We start from the raw sequence: 17,627 nt of genomic DNA, 5'->3' as shown, positions 1-17,627 counted from the left end.
AGGGTATGAGCAGAAGCGTTGCAATTGTCTTGTTCGACGATGTCGAGGTACTCGACGCGTGCGGGCCGTTCGAGGTGTTCTCGGTGGCGAATCGAGTGGCCGACCGTGCCGGGAGTGCACGACCTTTCGAGGTGAGTCTCGTGGGGATCGATGACAGGCCGGTCGTCGCCAGGGGTGGAATGAGGATCGGGGTGGACACCACGATCGACGATCCGCGGGGGTACGACGTCGTCCTGGTTCCCGGAGGTGTCGTCGACGCCCTCGAGGCGAACGGCCGAGTGCTGGAGTGGTTGCAGCGCACTCGGCCCGGTGCGGAGTTGGTCGCGTCGGTATGCACCGGTGCGTTCGTGCTCGCCGCAGCGGATTTGCTCGACACACGCCCGGTCACCACGCACTGGGAGGATCTGGAGCAACTGTCCGCTCGATGGCCTGCGCTCGTCGTCCACGAGGCCGTTCGATACATCGACCACGGCGATCTGGCGACCTCGGCGGGTATCAGCGCCGGTCTCGATCTGGCGTTGCACCTGGTCGCGCGGTGGGCGGGAGCGGATCATGCTCTCGCCACCGCGAGCCAGATGGATTACGACTGGTCAGGCGCTGAGCACCCGTAGCACCAGCGCGACGATCGCGAACACGGCCAGTCCGGCGGCGGGTGCGAATTCCTTGTCCTTGGCGCGAAGGTGGGCGGCAACGGCTCCGACGAAGTAGAGGATGACGCCGACCGCGGCTGCGACGCCGATGGGCCAGACGGCCAATCCGACCAGCAGGCCGACGGCTCCGAGGATTTCGACGTAGGCGAGCCAGGGGATCTTGTCGGCGGGGACGCCGACCTGTTCGAGCATGGGGATGACGGAGGGATTCTTCGTCAGTTTTCCGATGGCGGAGAACGTGAGCGCGACGGCGAGCAGAACCGAGACGACGACGGTTGCGATGAACATGAGCCCTTCTTTCATATCCGAGGCCACTAGTAATTCAGAAGCAGCAAGGCGGACTGTAGCACCTCGGTAAGGTGGACGTATGGTCACCAGCGAGCAGCCTCACGACCCTCGTGCCTGCGACGGGGCGCTGACCAAAGCCTTCGGCTTCCTCGGCAAGAGATGGAACGGAATTCTTCTCGCGACGCTGATGAACGGGCCGATGGGGTTCTCGGACCTTCGCCGCGCGGTCGGTGGCATCAGTGACTCGGTGTTGTCGGAGCGACTGGGCGAACTCGGCAAGGCAGGCCTGGTGACGCGCACCGTCGACGACGGGCCACCCATCTCCGTCGGCTACAGCCTGACGACGTCCGGAGAGGCGCTGCTGCCGTCGTTGGAGGCTCTGACCGACTGGGCTTCGAAAAACCTCTGACCCCCGCGACGGCGTCGCGAGGGCCAGAGGTGGATCGATCGGTCAGTCGGTGTGGTTGCTGTCCTTCTGGCCCTCGGCCGAGTCGGCGAATTCCTGCGTGTCGAAGACTTCGCCGCCGAGTGGGTCGACCGGAGCATTGTCTCCGGAGTACTCGACCGCCCCGGTTTCGGGATGAACCTCGAGCTGTTCGTTGGGCACCTCGTGCACTGCCAGTACGACGCTTCCGTCGGCGCGAGAGGATGTCAGCCCCTCCCGCGACGGCGACAGTCCGGAGAACGTCGTGGAGATCCCGGCCGTCGCACGCTTTCGAGGTGCGGCAGGTGCGGACACCGTCGTCTCCTCTCCTGCGACGTCGGAGGTGGTGGTCACGCGCACGTACCGCGGTGTGGTGGCGACGTCGTAGCGGAACGCCTTGAGCATCGACACACAGGCCAGGGCCAGCACTATCGAGAAGGGCACGGCCGTGGCTATCGACATCGTCTGCAGCGCCGTCAGCGAACTCGAACCACCGACGAGCAGCAGCACGGCCGCGGCCACGCCCTGCAGCACGGCCCAGTAGACCCGGGTGATCTTCGGGGTTTCCAGTTCCCCACCGGTCGAGAGAATGTCGATGACCAACGATCCCGAGTCCGAGGACGTGACGAAGAAGAACACGATGACCGCGATGGCGATGACGCTGGTGATCGCGGCGATCGGGAGGCCGTCGAGCACCTGGAACAGGCTGGTGTCGGTGTTCACCGCGCCCTCGGCGTCGAGCAGATCGCCCTCGTTGCGCTGCCGAAGGATGCCGGTGTCGCCGAAGATGGTGAACCACAGCGAGCCGACGATGGTCGGAGCGAGCAGCACACCGAACACGAATTCACGGATGGTGCGGCCGCGGGAGATACGCGCGATGAACATGCCGACGAACGGTGCCCAGCTCATCCACCAGCCCCAGTAGAAGATGGTCCAGCCGCCGGCCCAGCCGTCGTCGGAGAACGGCGAGGTGCGCAGGGCCAGCTCGGGAAGAGCCTGGACGTAGCCGCCGAGGTTCTGTACCCAGGACTGCATCAGGAACAGTGTCGGGCCGAGGAGCAGCACGAACAGGGCGAGTGCAGCTGCCAGTCCCATGTTGATGTTCGAGAGCCACTTGAGACCCTTGGACACACCGCTGACCACCGAGAAGGTGGCGATACCGGTGATGGCGGCGATGAGCACGATCACGAACCAATTGGTGGTCTCGACCCAGCCGAGGTACTCGAGGCCCGCGGAGATCTGCTGGACACCGAACCCGAGTGAGGTCGCGACGCCGAACAGTGTGCCGACGATGGCGACGGTGTCGATGGCGTGGCCGATCGGACCCTCGATGCGCTTGCGGCCGAGCAGCGGTTCCAGCAGCCAGCGGACGGTCAGCGGGCGACCCTTGCGGTACGTCATGTACGCCATGCCGAGTCCGACGACGACGTAGATGGCCCAGGCGTGCAGGCCCCAGTGGAAGAGGGTGAGCTCCATGGCCTGACGTGCAGCGGGGTCGGTGCTACCGGGAACGCCGCCCGCCTCGGGTGGCGTCACGTAGTGCGAGAGCGGCTCGGCGACGCCGTAGAACACCAGGCCGATGCCCATGCCTGCGCTGAACAGCATGGCGAACCAGGACAGGACGCCGAACTCGGGCTTCTCGTCGTCGCGACCGAGCCGGATGTTGCCGACTTTGCTCAGGCCGCAGTACAGGGAGAACAGTACGAAGCCGGTCGCGGCCAGGATGTACCACCAGCCGACGCCCGCGGTGATGGCCTCGTTGAGCTTTTCGAACGAGTCTGCCGCCGTGCTCGCGTAGATCACGGAGAAGGCGATCATGACGAAGATGATGACCGAGGCGGGGACGAAGACCGGCTTGAGCAGGCCTCCCCATGCTTCTTTTATTGCTTTCACTTACTTGACTTCCTTACAACTCGAGTCACCGTAATCGGCTGACCGTTATCGGTTTGCCGTTCTTTTTCTCTTGTTTCGGTCAAGTACCGGTAATTACCATAAACGACATCGGCGCTGGTGGCGAAACTGCCGAGTCGCCTCGAGCCCTGGAACGGACTACAGTTCTGTCGATGCTGCGGACGTGTCCGATCGTGTCACCCGTCGGTTACGGCGGCGCGAGTAGCCCTGTGCGGCAGGCGATTCCATGACGATGCGATTGCAGCCGGGTTCGGAGTTCGCGGGATTTCGGGTGCAGCGCCGCCTCGGTGTCGGGGGCATGAGCGAGGTGTATCTGGTTCTCGGACGCGGCCACGATCGGCTCGAGGCCCTCAAGATCCTGGACCGGGACGCGTCTCGATCGCCGAGGTTGCGCAACAAGTTTCGGATGGAAGCGGCCGTCGCCGCGCAACTGGTGCACCCGAACATCGTGTCGGTGCACGAGCACGGTGAGTTCGAGCACCAGTTGTGGATGTCGATGCACTACGTGGACGGCTACAGCGCCGCGCGGCTGGTCGCCCGCGGACAGATCGCTCTCGACGTGTCCCGGGCGGCGCGCATCGTCGCCGAGGTGGCCAAGGGACTCGACTACGCCCACTCGCAGGGCGTCGTGCATCGGGACGTCAAGCCGGCCAACATTCTCGTCTCCACCGAGCGAATCGACGGCTACGAGCAGGTGATGTTGTCCGACTGGGGAATTGCACGCCTACTGGGGGATGCGACTCCGCTCGCTGCGGGTGGGACGGTGATGGCATCCATCCCGTACGCGGCACCGGAACTGCTGCGCGGGGGAGTGCTCAGTGCGCAGACCGACGTCTACGGTCTGGGGGCCACGCTCGTCGAGCTGACAACTGGCCGGACGCCGTATCCGCTGGCCACGCCGTTGGCCATCACCGCTGCACACCTCACGGCCGAGCCGCCGTCGGTGACACGGCGTCGACGCTCGTTGCCCCGAGGCCTCGACGCCGTGGTCGCACGCGCGCTGGCGAAGGACCCGGCGGATCGCTTCCGAACCTGCGCCGAGCTCAGCGATGCGGTGGCGGCAGCAGTGAAAGCGGGAGTTCCGGAGCCGCCGCCGCGCCGATCGCCGTTCAGCCGATCGCGCTGGCTCAAGTTTTCCTGACCGCGACACGACGAAGGCCCCACACCGAGTCGGTGTGGGGCCTTCGCTCACGGGTTCACTCCTCCGGATCGACCGGACGGTTCGCCACCACCGGGTACTGACCGGTGTAGCCGAGGCGTTCCTCGGCGACGGCGAGCACCTTGGTGCGCACCAGGAACCAGCCGCCGATCAGTGCGGGAATGATGACCACCAGGGTGGCGATGGTCCAGCTGCCGATCGGGGCGTCGAACGCCATCAGCACCAGCACGCCGAACAGGAACACCAGGGTTGCGTAGCTGGTGTACGGCGCACCGAACAACCGGAACTTGGGCCGTTCGAGGATGCCCTTCTTGGACCAGCGGAACAGCTGTATCTGGCACAGCACGATGGTCGCCCAGCTGGCGATGATGCCGAGCGCGGACATATTCAGCACGATCTCGAAGGCCTCGCCCGGGGCGATCGCGTTGAGGGCGACGCCGAACAGCGTGATGAAGCAGGTGAGCAGGATGCCGCCGAACGGTACGCCGCCCTTGGTCATCTTCTTGGTGAACTCCGGCGCGCTGCCGTTCATCGCCATCGAGCGCAGAATGCGGCCCGTCGAGTACAGCCCGGCGTTCAGGCTCGACAACGCGGCGGTGAGCACCACGATGTTCATGATGGTGCCCGCGCCGCCCAGACCGATGCTCGAGAAGAACGTCACGAACGGCGACGTCCCGGCCTGGTACGCGGTGTACGGCATCAGCACGGCCAGCAACACCAGCGAGCCGACGTAGATACAGTGCGATACGAGCGATGACCGAGTTGATCGCCCGCGGCATGATCTTCTCCGGGTTCTCGGTCTCACCCGCAGCCGTCCCCACCAATTCCACTGCGGCATAGGCGAACACGACACCCGAGATCACGATCACCAGTGGCCATGCTCCGGACGGGAACAAGCCGCCGTTGTCGGTGATGAGGTTGATACCCGGCACCTCGGTGCCCACCGGAATGCGGCCGGCGAGGAACACGATGCCCACGATGAGGAAGGTCACCAGCGCGACGACCTTGATCATCGCCGCCCAGAATTCCATCTCACCGAACCAGCGGACCGAGACGAGATTGATGGACATGACGATGACGAGGGCGATCAGTGCGATGACCCACTGCGGGATCACCTCGAAGCTGCCCCAGTAGTGCATGTACGTCGCGATGGCCGTGACGTCGACGATGGCCGTCATCGCCCAGTTGAGGAAGTACATCCAGCCCGCGACGAACGCAGCCTTCTCGCCGAAGAACTCGCGCGCGTAGGACACGAAGCTGCCCGACGACGGGCGATGCAGGACCAGCTCGCCGAGTGCACGCAGGATGAAGAAGACGAAGATGCCGCACAGGGCGTAGGCGAGAAACAGGCCGGGGCCGGCACTGGCGAGGCGTCCGCCCGCGCCGAGGAACAGGCCGGTGCCGATCGCGCCGCCGATCGCGATCATCTGCAACTGACGAGGTTTGAGGCCCTTGTGGTAGCCCTCCTCCTCGTGATCCATCGCCGAATTGTCGTACGAGGTGTCGACCGTATCGGACATGTTTCGATCCTTACTGTCGCTTTTGTGGGGGTATGTCCGAATTGAAATGACGTGAAAACTACTGTCCCAGAACGATATTAGCGTTCGGCGTTCGTGCGGAAGATGCCGAATGTTAACAATGGCTCCTGATGTGAACAGTGTGTGAAGGGCCCGCGCGAAGGTGAGCATCTGCTCGCGACTGTCGCCGCGCGGTGGCGTCGGGCACGGGGGTGGCGGTGGTTCGCTCCCGGCGGACGACCTTGCACTCGCCATGGTCGAGTGCTAGAAATGCAGTTGGCACTCTCGACACGTGAGTGCCAGGTCGGGACACGGTGAGGCCGGGGAATCAACGACACCCCTGGTCGTCCGTCGCGGGCACCGAGCTCGGCCAGCAATGTGTCACCCCCAATCCGGAGGATCACTTCGCAATGGCCAAGATCATCGCGTTCGACGAAGAGGCACGCCGTGGCCTCGAGCGAGGCCTCAATGCCCTCGCCGACGCAGTAAAGGTGACGTTGGGCCCCAAGGGTCGCAACGTCGTACTCGAGAAGAAGTGGGGAGCTCCCACGATCACCAACGATGGTGTTTCCATCGCCAAGGAGATCGAGCTCGAAGATCCCTACGAGAAGATCGGTGCCGAGCTCGTCAAGGAGGTCGCCAAGAAGACCGACGACGTCGCAGGCGACGGCACCACCACCGCTACCGTTCTCGCTCAGGCACTCGTCCGTGAAGGCCTGCGCAACGTCGCAGCCGGCGCGAACCCGCTCGGCCTCAAGCGCGGCATCGAGAAGGCTGTTGCAGCCGTCACCGAGTCGCTGCTCGCGTCCGCCAAGGAGATCGACACCAAGGAGCAGATCGCTGCTACCGCTGGCATCTCCGCAGGCGACCCGTCCATCGGCGAGCTCATCGCCGAGGCCATGGACAAGGTCGGCAAGGAAGGCGTCATCACGGTCGAGGAGTCCAACACCTTCGGCCTGCAGCTCGAGCTCACCGAGGGCATGCGCTTCGACAAGGGCTACATCTCGGCGTACTTCGCCACCGATGCAGAGCGTCAGGAAGCCGTCCTCGAAGACGCGTACATCCTGCTCGTCAGCTCCAAGATCAGCACTGTCAAGGACCTGCTGCCGCTGCTGGAGAAGGTCATCCAGTCCGGCAAGCCGCTCGTCATCATCGCCGAGGACGTCGAGGGCGAAGCTCTCTCCACCCTCGTGGTGAACAAGATCCGTGGCACCTTCAAGTCCGTGGCCGTCAAGGCTCCCGGATTCGGTGACCGCCGCAAGGCTCAGCTCGCCGACATCGCCATCCTCACGGGCGGCGAGGTCATCAGCGAAGAGGTCGGCCTCTCCCTGGAGACCGCCGGACTCGAGCTGCTCGGTCAGGCACGCAAGGTCGTCATCACCAAGGACGAGACCACCATCGTCGAGGGCTCGGGAGATTCCGACGCCATCGCCGGTCGCGTCAACCAGATCCGCGCCGAGATCGAGAACTCCGATTCCGACTACGACCGCGAGAAGCTGCAGGAGCGCCTGGCCAAGCTGGCCGGTGGCGTTGCAGTCATCAAGGCCGGAGCGGCGACCGAGGTCGAGCTCAAGGAGCGCAAGCACCGCATCGAAGATGCCGTGCGTAACGCCAAGGCAGCCGTCGAAGAAGGCATCGTCGCCGGTGGCGGCGTGGCACTGCTCCAGGCAGCGCCCGCACTCGACAACCTCAAGCTCGACGGTGACGAGGCAACCGGCGTGAACATCGTTCGCGTCGCGCTGTCCGCTCCGCTCAAGCAGATCGCATTCAACGCAGGCCTCGAGCCCGGCGTCGTTGCGGACAAGGTCTCCAACCTGCCCGCCGGTCACGGCCTCAACGCCGCGACCAACGAGTACGAGGACCTGCTCGCTGCAGGCATCAACGACCCGGTCAAGGTCACCCGCTCGGCACTGCAGAACGCAGCGTCCATCGCGGCTCTGTTCCTCACCACCGAGGCCGTCGTCGCCGACAAGCCCGAGAAGGCCGGAGCGCCCGCAGGCGATCCGACCGGTGGCATGGGCGGCATGGACTTCTGAGTCCAGCCCCTCGCTGAAAAGCCCGACTCCGCTCTGCGGGGTCGGGTTTTTTCGCGTTCGAATCGGGTGCACTGGGCCGCGCCTGGCGCGGTCTGCTGCACCCGATTCGATGCAGTCAGTCCCGGTGATACGCGATGTTGATGACGTTGCCGTCGGGAGCGCGAACGAAGAACCGGCGAACACCCCACGGTTCGGTCGTCAACGGATACACGATCTCGTAGCCCAACTTCTGGGCTTCGGTGTACGCGCCGTCGACATCGTCGGTGTGCACCGACATCACCGAATCCTCCGGTGCGCTGGCATCTTCGGTTACGAGTTGAACGCTGACCGGGCGGTCGGGCGACGTCAGCCGCGCAACCCAGCCCATGTCGAACTCCTCCGAACGCAGACCGAGAAACTCGGTGTAGAACGACTTGGCCGCGTCCACGTTCGGCACGCGCAGATTGGTGATGATGCTCCTGGTTCTCATCGAACTCCCTCCGAAACGTGGCCGGTCGAGACGAACCGAACGGTTCGACGCTAGCTGCGGAGTCGGTGCTCCGCAGTTGTTTCCTGTTGAGTGAGTCGACGCGCAGTGGTTAGGGTCGGTCATGACTCGCATTCGCTCGATGGCTGCCGCACTTGCCGTGACAGCGGCCCTCGCGGGTTGTTCCACTTCGGGAACCGCCACGCCCGCGTCCGCGCCGACGACCTCCGACACACCGGCCACGACCGAGCCCGCCGAGCCGACGAGTACAACTCCGCCCACCACGTCGAATGCCGCCGAGTCGTACGTCGTCGGCAGCACTCGGGTCACCGGATCCACGGAACATGCAACCTACGATGTCGCCATTCCGCAGCTCAGTGGTGGGGATCCCGCTGTGACGGCGGAGTTCAACGAGTCGATGCGGGCGGCCTTGCAGGACTTGATCGACGGCCACGACGGACAGGACTTCGCCCTCGGCGACGGCTACACGCCGAGCTCCACCTACGTCGGTAGGCGCGTGATCAGTTCCGAACAGATCACCGACTGGATCGCGGTGCCTGCCGGCGCCCATGGTGATTCGCTGATCTCGACCGTGACGATCGACGTCGACACCGCACAGCCGATCACCCTCGGTGACGCGTTCACCGATCTCGATGCCGGTCTGTCCAGGTTGTCCGAGCAAGCGGCGAAGATTCTTCCGACCACCCGGGCAGGCGAGAACTTCGAGCGCTCGGGCATCGAGCCGACGGTGGCCGACTTCGGCAACTGGACCGCATCACCGGAGGGGATGAACATTCACTTCGGTGACTACCAGGTGGGGGCCTATGGCATCGGCCTCATCACGATCACCGTCCCATGGACCGACCTGTCCGACGTTCTCGCGCCCGGCATGCAGGACATGCTGAGCAGTTGACCCTCGGCGCATACCGCCACCGCAATGCGAGCATGGACCCATGATGATTCGCGCAGGAGTGTTGGATGTGGAGTTCGACCGCGTCGGCGATCCGTCCGGTCCCTCGGTGGTGCTGCTACACGGGTTTCCGTACGACCCACGCGGTTACGACGACGTCGCCAGGCTGCTCGCCGAATCCGGATACGACGTGGTGGTGCCGTATCTGCGGGGCTTCGGACCGACCCGGTTCGTCGACGCCGACACGTTGCGATCCGGAGAGCAGGCCGCGATCGGCCACGACCTGCGTGAGTTGATTCTCGCGCTGGAACTGAACGAGCCCATCGTCGCCGGCTACGACTGGGGTGGGCGAGCGGCGTGCGTCGTCGCCGCGATGTGGCCGGAGTTGGTGTCGGGCCTGGTGAGCGTGTCCGGCTACCTGGTCCAGGACATCGCCGCGGCAGTGTCGACGCCGGTGTTGCCGCATCTCGAGAAGCGGTACTGGTATCAGTACTACCTGCACTCCGAGCGGGGCCGGGCCGGGCTCGCGGCCCACCGCGCAGAGATCGCACAGACACTGTGGACGGATTGGTCGCCGACCTGGCGGTTCGGTGATTCCGAGTTCGCGGCCACCGCACCCTCGTTCGACAACCCCGACTTCGTGGACGTGTCCGTGCATTCCTACCGCCACCGCTACGGCATCGAGGCCGGGGACCCGGCCTATGCAGCGACGCAGGAATCGCTGACCGAGCAACCGAGGATCACGGTGCCCACGATCGTGATCGATCCGACCGAGGACACCGTTGCCTCGCTGTACGGCAGCCCGGACCACGCGGCGCACTTCACCGATCTGATCGACGTTCGGCAGATCGACTGCGGCCACAACCCGCCGCAGGAACTGCCGGGACAGTTCGCCGACGCGGTCGTGACGCTGGGCCAGGTGGTCCGGGATCGAGAACGGAGCTAGAACGATCTAGTCGACGGCGAGTTCGCCCAGTTCGTTCCAGTCGGTGCCGTCGACCTCTTGGCTGATGATCTTCGGCGTCTCCTGCAGGTACGGCGGGAGATCCTTCTGCGCCTGCTTGAAGTGATCCGAGTTCACGTGTGTCGCACCGGCGTCGGGGTCCTTGAAGGCCTCCACCAGGACGTACTCGGTCGGGTCGTCGAGGGTGCGTGACCAGAAGTACCAGAGGCACCCCTCCTCGGCCTGGCAGGCCTCGGTGAAGTCGCGCGAAATCTCGGGCCAGTTGTCGGCGTGCTCGGGCTTGACCTTGAACTTGGCGGTGATGAAGATCAACGTTGCTCCTCGTTGTTGGGGTTGTGTCGGTGGTTACTACCCGATTTCAGGGTACGAGAATCGCGCGGCCGCGAACCCGTCCGTTGTCGAGGTCGTCGATGGCACTCTGGAAGTCGTCCAGTGCGTAGGTCTGCGTATGCAGGTTCACGGAACCGCGCGCGGCGAGAGACATCAGATCGCACAGGTCGTTGTAGGACCCGACGAGGTTGCCGACGATGTTCTTCTCCGCCGACACCAGGTCGATGGTCGGCACGTCGACGTTCTCGCCGTAGCCGATCACATGATAGTCACCGGCCCGTCTGGTCATCGCCAATCCCTCTGCGGTGGAGCCATTTTCGCCGACGAAGTCGAGAACGACCTCGGCGCCGAATCCGCCCGTGAGTTCCATGACCTGGTCGATCTGGCTGCCGTCGGCGACCACCGCGTGATCGGCACCGAGAGTCAGGGCGAGCTTGACGGCATCGGCGTTGCGGTCGATGACGATGAGCTCTGCGGGCGACAGCGCCTCCAGCACCTGGATACCGATGTGGCCGAGGCCGCCTGCACCGATGACGACGCATTTGTCGCGTGGAGTCAGCCGCCGGGCCGCTTTGGCGGCGGCGTGGTACGCCGTCAGGCCTGCATCGGCCAGCGCTGCCACCGCGGACGGTTCGAGCGATTCGTCGATCTTCACCACTGTCCTGGCGTTGGTACGCAGATAGTCCGCGTACCCGCCGTTGGTGTCGATCCCGGGGAAATCACTGCTCTCGCAATGCACGTCGTCACCGGACCGGCATGCCCGGCACAGTCCGCACGTGACCAACGGATGCAGGATCACCTTGTCGCCCTCGCGGACGTTGGTGACGGCCGAACCGACCGCGTGCACCCATCCGGCGTTCTCGTGCCCGATCGTGTACGGCAGTGTGACACCGGACTTCTCGGCCCACTGGCCTTCGAGGATGTGCAGATCGGTGCGGCACACGCCTGCCCCGCCGATCTTCACGATCACGTCGAGAGGGCCTCGAACCTCGGGGATCGGTACCTCGGTCATCTCCAGATTCTTGTGATACCCGACCACCTGGACGGCGCGCATCGTGCTCATCGTGACTGCTCCTGTGTTGTGGTGTGCTGGACGGTGAGGGAGGTGAGGGGGATGAACGCGCCCTCCTCTCGAGGGACTTGCTGTTCTTCCGCGCCGGGGTAGCGAGTCTGCAGCAACCCGCGACAGAAGTGCGCGTTGCCGTCGATCGAGACGCGGGTGGCGCGGGCGCGCCGCATCACCATCGTCAGATCACCGGTGTGTGGGCGACCGGTGTGGTCGACCAGAGCCGGAGCGGCCGGGTCGATTCTCAGCCCGAGTGCCTCGCGGCGGCGAAGCAGAGCGGTCGACGTGCGATCGTCCGCAAGATCTCCGAGAACCACTGCGGCCAAGTCGTTCTCGGTCGCACCGGGATTCGCTCGCAGCCACCCCTGGAGAGAACGTTCCATCGCCGCCACATACGCCTTGCGGCGGAACGTCGCTCGTAATTCCTCGAGGTCCTCCTCGGCTTCGTGGCCGAAGGTGCCTCGATATCCTGCGTCGGCGGCGAGGCCGGCGTTGATCTTGTCCGAGTCGTGGTGATCGTCCAGTTCGACGAGAACATGCTCGGTCCACGGCAGTGCCGTCAGCACGTCCTTCGCATCCCCCGACATGAGGTACGCGAAGTTCGGCGAGCAGAACGACGTGGGCAACCGCAGATGAACGTGGACGGTGCTCTCGTCGACCTCCAGGGATCGGACGAAGCCGAGATCGGTGATGGGCTCGTCCAATTCGGGATCCAGGACGACACCGAGGGCGGCGTAGGCCTCGTCCTTCCTGGTGGTCGTGGCAGTCGTCATCTCACACCGCCGCGAGGTCGGCGCGCTCGGGCTGACGCGGTCCGGTCTCGGTCTCGTCGGCGTCGGGCAGCTGCAGCTCTGCAGGGACCTCGATGTCGTAGAGCTTGGCGGCGTTGAGTCCGAGCACCTTCTTCTTCTGCTCGAGCGTGATGGGAGCGTATTCGTCGAGGGACTCGTGGATCTGGAAGTCGACGAATCCTTCGACCAGCCACTTGGGCGTCCACAGTGCGTAGTCGGAGGAGAAGAAGATGCGGTCCTCGCCCAGCCAGTACAGCAGCTCACCCATGATCTGGCCGAAGTACTTCGGACGTGTGTGCATGAACGGAATGGCCACCGCGAGACCGGCGTACACGTTGGGTTCCTGGGTCGCGATCCAGCAGAAGTCCTCGAGCCGGGGCAGTCCGCAGTGTTCGACGACGAAGTTCAGATCGGTGAAGTCGGTGGCCACGTGGTCGACGTCCGCTACGTCGAACGCATCTCGATCGAGCGGACGAATCGTCGGCCCCTTGTGCACGTGGATGTTCTTGATGCCGACTTCGCGGCAGACCTCGAGGTAGCGCCGCGTCCAGTCGTCGTCGAGCTTGTAGCCGCGGGAATCGCCGTGCCACTCGGCGGTGTAGAGCTTGACGCCCTTGAGTCCGAAGCGCTCGGCGTCGGCTCGCAGCTGGTCGAGGCCACGTTCGCCGTTGCGCGGATCGAAGTGGTGGTTGTAGGTCAGCTTGTCCGGGTGCGCGGCGGCCAACGCCGACGCCTCCTCGGTCTGTCCGAACCCGTTGTTGTAGAACTCGCCGAGGTGGGCGGGCTGGAAGATGGCGTGATCGACGTAGCCGACCTCGAACAGGTCGTGCATCAGGCGCTCGCCACCCTGGTAGAGGTACTCGTCGTACGTCCACAGTTCGCTCTCGGGGGAGAGGTTGCGGTGGTAGTCGTAGAAGCAGTCGATGAACTGCTTGCCGTGGATGTTGCGCTGGTTCTGCTCCCGCGCGTCCCACAGAGCGATGTGAGCGTCGACGATGAAGAACTTCTCGCCATTCTTGGTGTACATGCGGTGTGCCTCCCGGATGGTGCGATACGTGACGTGCGTCACGTCGTTATGGGAACGACGGTAGGTCCGAATCGAGCCGGCGTCGCGGCCTCGGAGTCTCAATTCGAGACGCTGCCCCGGCACAGATGGCGACATGCGAATGTAACCTGGATCACATGGCAGATTCCGGGGGTCTCTCGCGAGCCCGACTCCACTCGGAGCCGCTCGCTGCCGTCTCGCATCGGCTCCTCGCGTCCTGGCACCGGAGCCAGCGGTACGGGGTGTCGCTCGACGAGGTTGCTCCGGTCTTCTCGGGAACCTACGACGACGAGTCCCTGTTCTACCGATGCGGCCGCGAGGTGCTCAACGGGTTGCGCGACACGTTGGCGAACGAACCGGTGTCGATGATGCTCACCGACGCCGACGGTCTCGTGTTGGACCGAGTCAGCGCCGATCGCGATCTGCTGGCCGCGCTCGACCGTGTGCATCTGGCGCCCGGCTTCTCGTATGCGGAGGACCAGGCCGGTACCAACGGCCTGGCGCTGGCGCTGGCGGATCAGGTGCCCGCAGTGGTGAGGGCGGACGAACACTACTCGCTCTCGCTCGCCGGCTACACGTGCGCGGCTGCGCCGGTCCTCGATCCCCTCACCGGCAGGGTGGAGGGCTGCGTCAATCTGACCACCTGGTCGGAGTCGTCGTCGGATCTGCTTCTGGCCCTTGCGCAGTCGGCGGCAGGCAACACCTCGGCGATGATGCTCGCGCGGGCACAGGGTCAGCATCCACGGCCTGCTCCGCGTGGTGAGGTGTTCCGGGTCGAGACCGCTCACAGCGGGCCGGGATCGGGCATACTCGACGACCTTTCAACTGGCTGGCGTAGTGCACTGGGGTCTGCGGAAGCTGCTCTGGCCGAACATGGTTCGGTTCTCATGGTCGGTGAGCCGGGATCGGGCCGGGCCACCGTGCTCGCTCGCGCACTGCGCGCGGCACGCCCGCGCGGCCGCATCCTCAGCGCCGGAGCACCGGCAGCCCGCGACGTCGACGCCTGGCTCGACCTCTGGACGCCCGAGCTGCCGAAACCCGATACGGCAGTGATCATCCGCGATGTCGACAGGCTTCCCGCGCGTGCAGCCGACGCCCTCGCCGAACTGATCCGCCGCGCCGGCCACGGCGTACCCGTCACCGTCACGGCGTCGAACTACGACGACGTGCCCCCGGCACTCGCGGGACTGCTGCGCACCGTGGTCGAGGTACCGCCGCTGCGAAACAGGCCCGACGACATCGCCCCGCTCGCCCTCCATCTGGCCGGTCGAGTACGCGGCCGCCAGGTCACGCTCACCCCCGCTGCCGAGCGAGCGCTGCGCGAACATCCGTGGCCGGGCAACGTCGGTGAGCTGGCCACGGTGATGCACAAGGCAGCCGTCCGCGCCGACGTCATCGGAGTCCACCATCTACCGCCGGAGGTGCTTTCGCGCACCACCCATCGGCTCACCCGCATCGAGACGTTCGAGCGCGACGAGATGATCCGCGTGCTCTCTCGCCCCGGCATCACCATGAACGACGCGGTCGAGGAACTCGGGATGAGTCGAGCGACCATCTATCGCAAACGCGACCGATACGGCATCACGCTTCGTTCTTGATCGCTTACCCTCGACCTCATGGCCAGTAGCTCTCCGTCGATCGAGTTACCGGTCGGTGACCGCATCGTCCGCATCTCCAACCCCGAGCGTGTGTACTTCCCCGAAAGCGGAGCCACCAAGCTGGATTTGGTGAACTACTACCTGAGCGTGGGCGACGGCATCGTGCGGGCGCTTCGGGAGCGCCCGTGCATGATGCATCGCTTTCCCAAGGGACTGGCCGGTGACAAGGTGCACCAGAAGCGGGTGCCGAACGGCGCGCCGCCGTGGCTCGAGACCGTGCAGGTGACGTTTCCCCGCTACAACCGCACCGCGGACGAGCTATGCGTGACCGAACTGGCGCACGTGGCCTGGGCGGTGCAGATGTCGACCGTGGAGTTCCATCCGTGGAACAGCCGCCGCGCCGACGTCGAGATGCCCGACGAGTGGCGCATCGACCTCGATCCGATGCCCGACTGTTCCTTCGACCGGGTCCGACGCGTGGCCGGGGTGGTTCAGGAGGTGCTGAGTGATCTCGGGGCCGTCGGCTGGCCCAAGACCTCCGGCGGCCATGGTCTGCACATCTACGTGCGCATCGACCCGGCTCACGGGTTCAAGGACTTGCGAAGGGCTGCACTGGCTTTCGCGCGTGAGGTCGAGCGCCGCGCACCCGAGGACGTGACGACGACGTGGTGGCGCAAGGACCGCGACCCGTCGAAACTGTTCGTCGACTACAACCAGAACGCCCGCGATCACACCATCGCCAGCGCGTATTCGGTGCGCGGGAATCAGCAGGCGACGGTGTCGACGCCGATTTCGTGGGACGAGGTTGCCGACGTCGATCCGCGCGAGTTCACGATGTTCACGGTGCCGGCCAGATTCGCCGAGTTGGGGGACCTGCACGCGGGCATCGACGATGCGGTGTTCGCGATCGACGAGCTACTCGAATGGGCGGAGCGCGACGAGCACGAGGGTTTGACGGAGCCCGAGGAGTAGCCGAACTCGAAGTTGTGGACGGAAATCGGCGGAAATCCGTCCATAACTTCGAGTTCGGCGGCAAAAATCAGTCGGTGCCGGACTCGATGGCGGCGTGGTCGAGTGCCGAGGAGTCCACGGAACCGTCGGGGCCGCTGGCGGCGATGGCGTCGGCTCCGCCTGCGGGCAGTTCGCCGATGAGCTCGCCCCAGGCCGTGAGTTGGTTCTGCGCGGCGTACTGCTCGAGCTTGCTGCGTGAATCGGCGATGTCGAGGTTGCGCATCGTGAGTTGACCGATGCGGTCGCCGGGGAAGAACGCCTGGCCCTGGCTGCGTTCCATGGACAGCTTCTCGGGGTGGTAGCTGAAGTTGCTGCCCTGGGTGTCGACGATCGTGAAGTCCTGGCCGCGGCGCAGTCGCAGTGTCACGCTGCCGCTGACGACGTTGCCGACCCACCGCTGCAGGCCCTCGCGCAGCATCAGTGCCTGCGGATCGAACCAGCGTCCCTCGTACAGCAGACGGCCGAGTCGACGGCCTTCGTTGTGGTACGAGGCGACGGTGTCCTCGTTGTGGATGGCGTTGACGAGGCGCTCGTAGGTGATGTGCAGCAGTGCCATTCCTGGAGCCTCGTAGATGCCGCGGCTCTTGGCTTCGATGATGCGGTTCTCGATCTGATCGCTCATGCCGAGGCCGTGGCGCCCACCGATGGCGTTGGCTTCCATGACCAGGTCGACGGGGCTGTCGAAGCTCTTCCCGTTGATCCGGACCGGTCGACCCCGCTCGAACTCGACGGTGACCTCCTCGGGCGCGATGTCCACCTCGGGGTCCCAGAACCGAACGCCCATGATGGGGCTGACGATCTCGAGTGACGTGTCGAGGTATTCGAGCTTCTTCGCCTCGTGGGTGGCGCCCCAGATGTTGGCGTCGGTGGAGTAGGCCTTCTCTGCCGAGTCACGGTAGGGGAGCGTGCGCTGGGTGAGCCACTGCGACATCTCGTGCCGACCGCCGAGCTCGGCGACGAACGCCTCGTCGAGCCAGGGCTTGTAGATCCGCAGCTGCGGGTTGGCGAGCAGGCCGTAGCGGTAGAACCGCTCGATGTCGTTGCCCTTGTACGTCGATCCGTCGCCCCAGATCGAGACGCCGTCCTCGGCCATCGCGCGCACCAGCATGGTGCCGGTGACTGCGCGGCCGAGCGGGGTGGTGTTGAAGTACGTCTGCAGTGACGAGCGAATGTGGAACGCGCCGCAGGTCAGTGCCGCCAAACCCTCCTCGACGAGCGGCTCGCGGCAGTCGATGAGCCGCGCCTGCTCGGCCCCGTAGGCCAGGCCGCGCTCGGGCACATCGGACAGGTCCGGCTCGTCGTACTGGCCGATGTCGGCTGTGTACGCGTAGGGGATCGCCCCGTGCTCGCGCATCCAAGCGACAGCCACCGAGGTGTCGAGACCGCCGGAGAATGCAATGCCGATTCGTTCGCCGACCGGGAGAGAGTTCAATACCTTCGTCACGGCAAGCAGCCTAGTAG

General features: G+C 65.2%; 16 protein-coding genes and 1 pseudogene. 8 read left to right on the top strand and 9 right to left on the bottom strand.

The features are described from left to right. The first annotated feature begins 5 nt into the window (after nucleotides 1–5). Nucleotides 6–611: a DJ-1/PfpI family protein gene (locus CH249_RS18175; RefSeq protein WP_094630891.1), complete on the top strand. Its 606-nt coding sequence runs from the start codon at nucleotides 6–8 to the stop codon at nucleotides 609–611. On the opposite strand, the gene CH249_RS18170 is transcribed toward CH249_RS18175, so the two are convergent. Then, nucleotides 591–938: a DoxX family protein gene (locus CH249_RS18170; protein WP_045198769.1), complete on the bottom strand. Its 348-nt coding sequence runs from the start codon at nucleotides 936–938 to the stop codon at nucleotides 591–593. The genes CH249_RS18175 and CH249_RS18170 overlap by 21 nt on opposite strands. A 79-nt stretch (nucleotides 939–1,017) precedes the next feature. Here CH249_RS18170 and CH249_RS18165 point away from each other — a divergent pair, with 79 nt between their 5' ends. Next, nucleotides 1,018–1,347, top strand: a complete 330-nt coding sequence (locus CH249_RS18165; RefSeq protein WP_032393789.1) for a helix-turn-helix domain-containing protein — start codon at nucleotides 1,018–1,020, stop codon at nucleotides 1,345–1,347. 42 nt (nucleotides 1,348–1,389) lie between these two features. On the opposite strand, the gene CH249_RS18160 is transcribed toward CH249_RS18165, so the two are convergent. Further along, a complete protein-coding gene (locus CH249_RS18160; RefSeq protein WP_179272845.1) occupies nucleotides 1,390–3,255 on the bottom strand; it encodes a BCCT family transporter in 1,866 nt (621 codons plus the stop codon). A gap of 244 nt (nucleotides 3,256–3,499) precedes the next feature. Here CH249_RS18160 and CH249_RS18155 point away from each other — a divergent pair, with 244 nt between their 5' ends. After that, on the top strand, nucleotides 3,500–4,414 hold the full coding sequence (locus tag CH249_RS18155) for a serine/threonine-protein kinase (RefSeq protein WP_045198773.1): 915 nt from the start codon (nucleotides 3,500–3,502) through the stop codon (nucleotides 4,412–4,414). Between the two features lie 55 nt (nucleotides 4,415–4,469). On the opposite strand, the pseudogene CH249_RS18150 reads toward CH249_RS18155, so the two are convergent. Continuing rightward, nucleotides 4,470–5,952, bottom strand: a pseudogene (locus tag CH249_RS18150) (amino acid permease). A gap of 407 nt (nucleotides 5,953–6,359) precedes the next feature. On the opposite strand from CH249_RS18150, the gene groL reads away from it, so the two are divergent. Beyond that, nucleotides 6,360–7,985, top strand: a complete 1,626-nt coding sequence (groL, locus tag CH249_RS18145; RefSeq protein ID WP_008713461.1) for a chaperonin GroEL — start codon at nucleotides 6,360–6,362, stop codon at nucleotides 7,983–7,985. Between the two features lie 115 nt (nucleotides 7,986–8,100). Here groL and CH249_RS18140 read toward each other — a convergent pair whose 3' ends face one another. Further along, the gene (locus CH249_RS18140; RefSeq protein WP_032393793.1) at nucleotides 8,101–8,454 is read right to left on the bottom strand and encodes a VOC family protein; all 354 of its coding nucleotides are present in this window, start codon (nucleotides 8,452–8,454) and stop codon (nucleotides 8,101–8,103) included. A gap of 121 nt (nucleotides 8,455–8,575) precedes the next feature. Here CH249_RS18140 and CH249_RS18135 point away from each other — a divergent pair, with 121 nt between their 5' ends. Both CH249_RS18135 and CH249_RS18130 read left to right on the top strand, forming a co-directional pair. Next, complete coding sequence (locus CH249_RS18135; RefSeq protein WP_094681943.1) at nucleotides 8,576–9,364, top strand: RsiV family protein; 789 nt, start codon at nucleotides 8,576–8,578, stop codon at nucleotides 9,362–9,364. Nucleotides 9,365–9,404: 40 nt separating this feature from the next. Then, the gene (locus CH249_RS18130) at nucleotides 9,405–10,307 is read left to right on the top strand and encodes an alpha/beta fold hydrolase (protein WP_094646817.1); all 903 of its coding nucleotides are present in this window, start codon (nucleotides 9,405–9,407) and stop codon (nucleotides 10,305–10,307) included. 6 nt (nucleotides 10,308–10,313) lie between these two features. Here CH249_RS18130 and CH249_RS18125 read toward each other — a convergent pair whose 3' ends face one another. Genes CH249_RS18125 through CH249_RS18110 form a run of 4 tightly spaced genes read right to left on the bottom strand, consistent with a single transcriptional unit; the run spans nucleotide 10,314 to nucleotide 13,539 of the window. Next, nucleotides 10,314–10,637: a putative quinol monooxygenase gene (locus tag CH249_RS18125; protein WP_027498443.1), complete on the bottom strand. Its 324-nt coding sequence runs from the start codon at nucleotides 10,635–10,637 to the stop codon at nucleotides 10,314–10,316. A 46-nt stretch (nucleotides 10,638–10,683) separates the two neighbouring features. Further along, a complete protein-coding gene (locus CH249_RS18120; RefSeq protein ID WP_094646882.1) occupies nucleotides 10,684–11,709 on the bottom strand; it encodes an NAD(P)-dependent alcohol dehydrogenase in 1,026 nt (341 codons plus the stop codon). 5 nt (nucleotides 11,710–11,714) lie between these two features. Then, nucleotides 11,715–12,494, bottom strand: a complete 780-nt coding sequence (locus CH249_RS18115; RefSeq protein WP_045198786.1) for an iron-sulfur cluster assembly protein — start codon at nucleotides 12,492–12,494, stop codon at nucleotides 11,715–11,717. Nucleotide 12,495: 1 nt separating this feature from the next. Beyond that, nucleotides 12,496–13,539, bottom strand: coding sequence for an amidohydrolase family protein (locus CH249_RS18110; protein WP_032394136.1), 1,044 nt, complete (start codon nucleotides 13,537–13,539; stop codon nucleotides 12,496–12,498). 155 nt (nucleotides 13,540–13,694) lie between these two features. On the opposite strand from CH249_RS18110, the gene CH249_RS18105 reads away from it, so the two are divergent. Together CH249_RS18105 and ligD are read left to right on the top strand one after the other, a co-directional pair. Beyond that, nucleotides 13,695–15,155, top strand: coding sequence for a GAF domain-containing protein (locus CH249_RS18105; protein ID WP_094681997.1), 1,461 nt, complete (start codon nucleotides 13,695–13,697; stop codon nucleotides 15,153–15,155). Nucleotides 15,156–15,173: 18 nt separating this feature from the next. Beyond that, nucleotides 15,174–16,127, top strand: a complete 954-nt coding sequence (gene ligD, locus CH249_RS18100; protein WP_094681942.1) for a non-homologous end-joining DNA ligase — start codon at nucleotides 15,174–15,176, stop codon at nucleotides 16,125–16,127. 67 nt (nucleotides 16,128–16,194) lie between these two features. On the opposite strand, the gene argG is transcribed toward ligD, so the two are convergent. After that, nucleotides 16,195–17,610: an argininosuccinate synthase gene (gene argG, locus CH249_RS18095; RefSeq protein ID WP_045198790.1), complete on the bottom strand. Its 1,416-nt coding sequence runs from the start codon at nucleotides 17,608–17,610 to the stop codon at nucleotides 16,195–16,197. Nucleotides 17,611–17,627: the final 17 nt, after the last annotated feature.

This window comes from Rhodococcus sp. 05-2255-3B1 (assembly GCF_002258545.1).
Taxonomy (GTDB): Bacteria; Actinomycetota; Actinomycetes; order Mycobacteriales; family Mycobacteriaceae; genus Rhodococcoides.
This window is presented reverse-complemented; position numbering and strand designations above follow the sequence as displayed.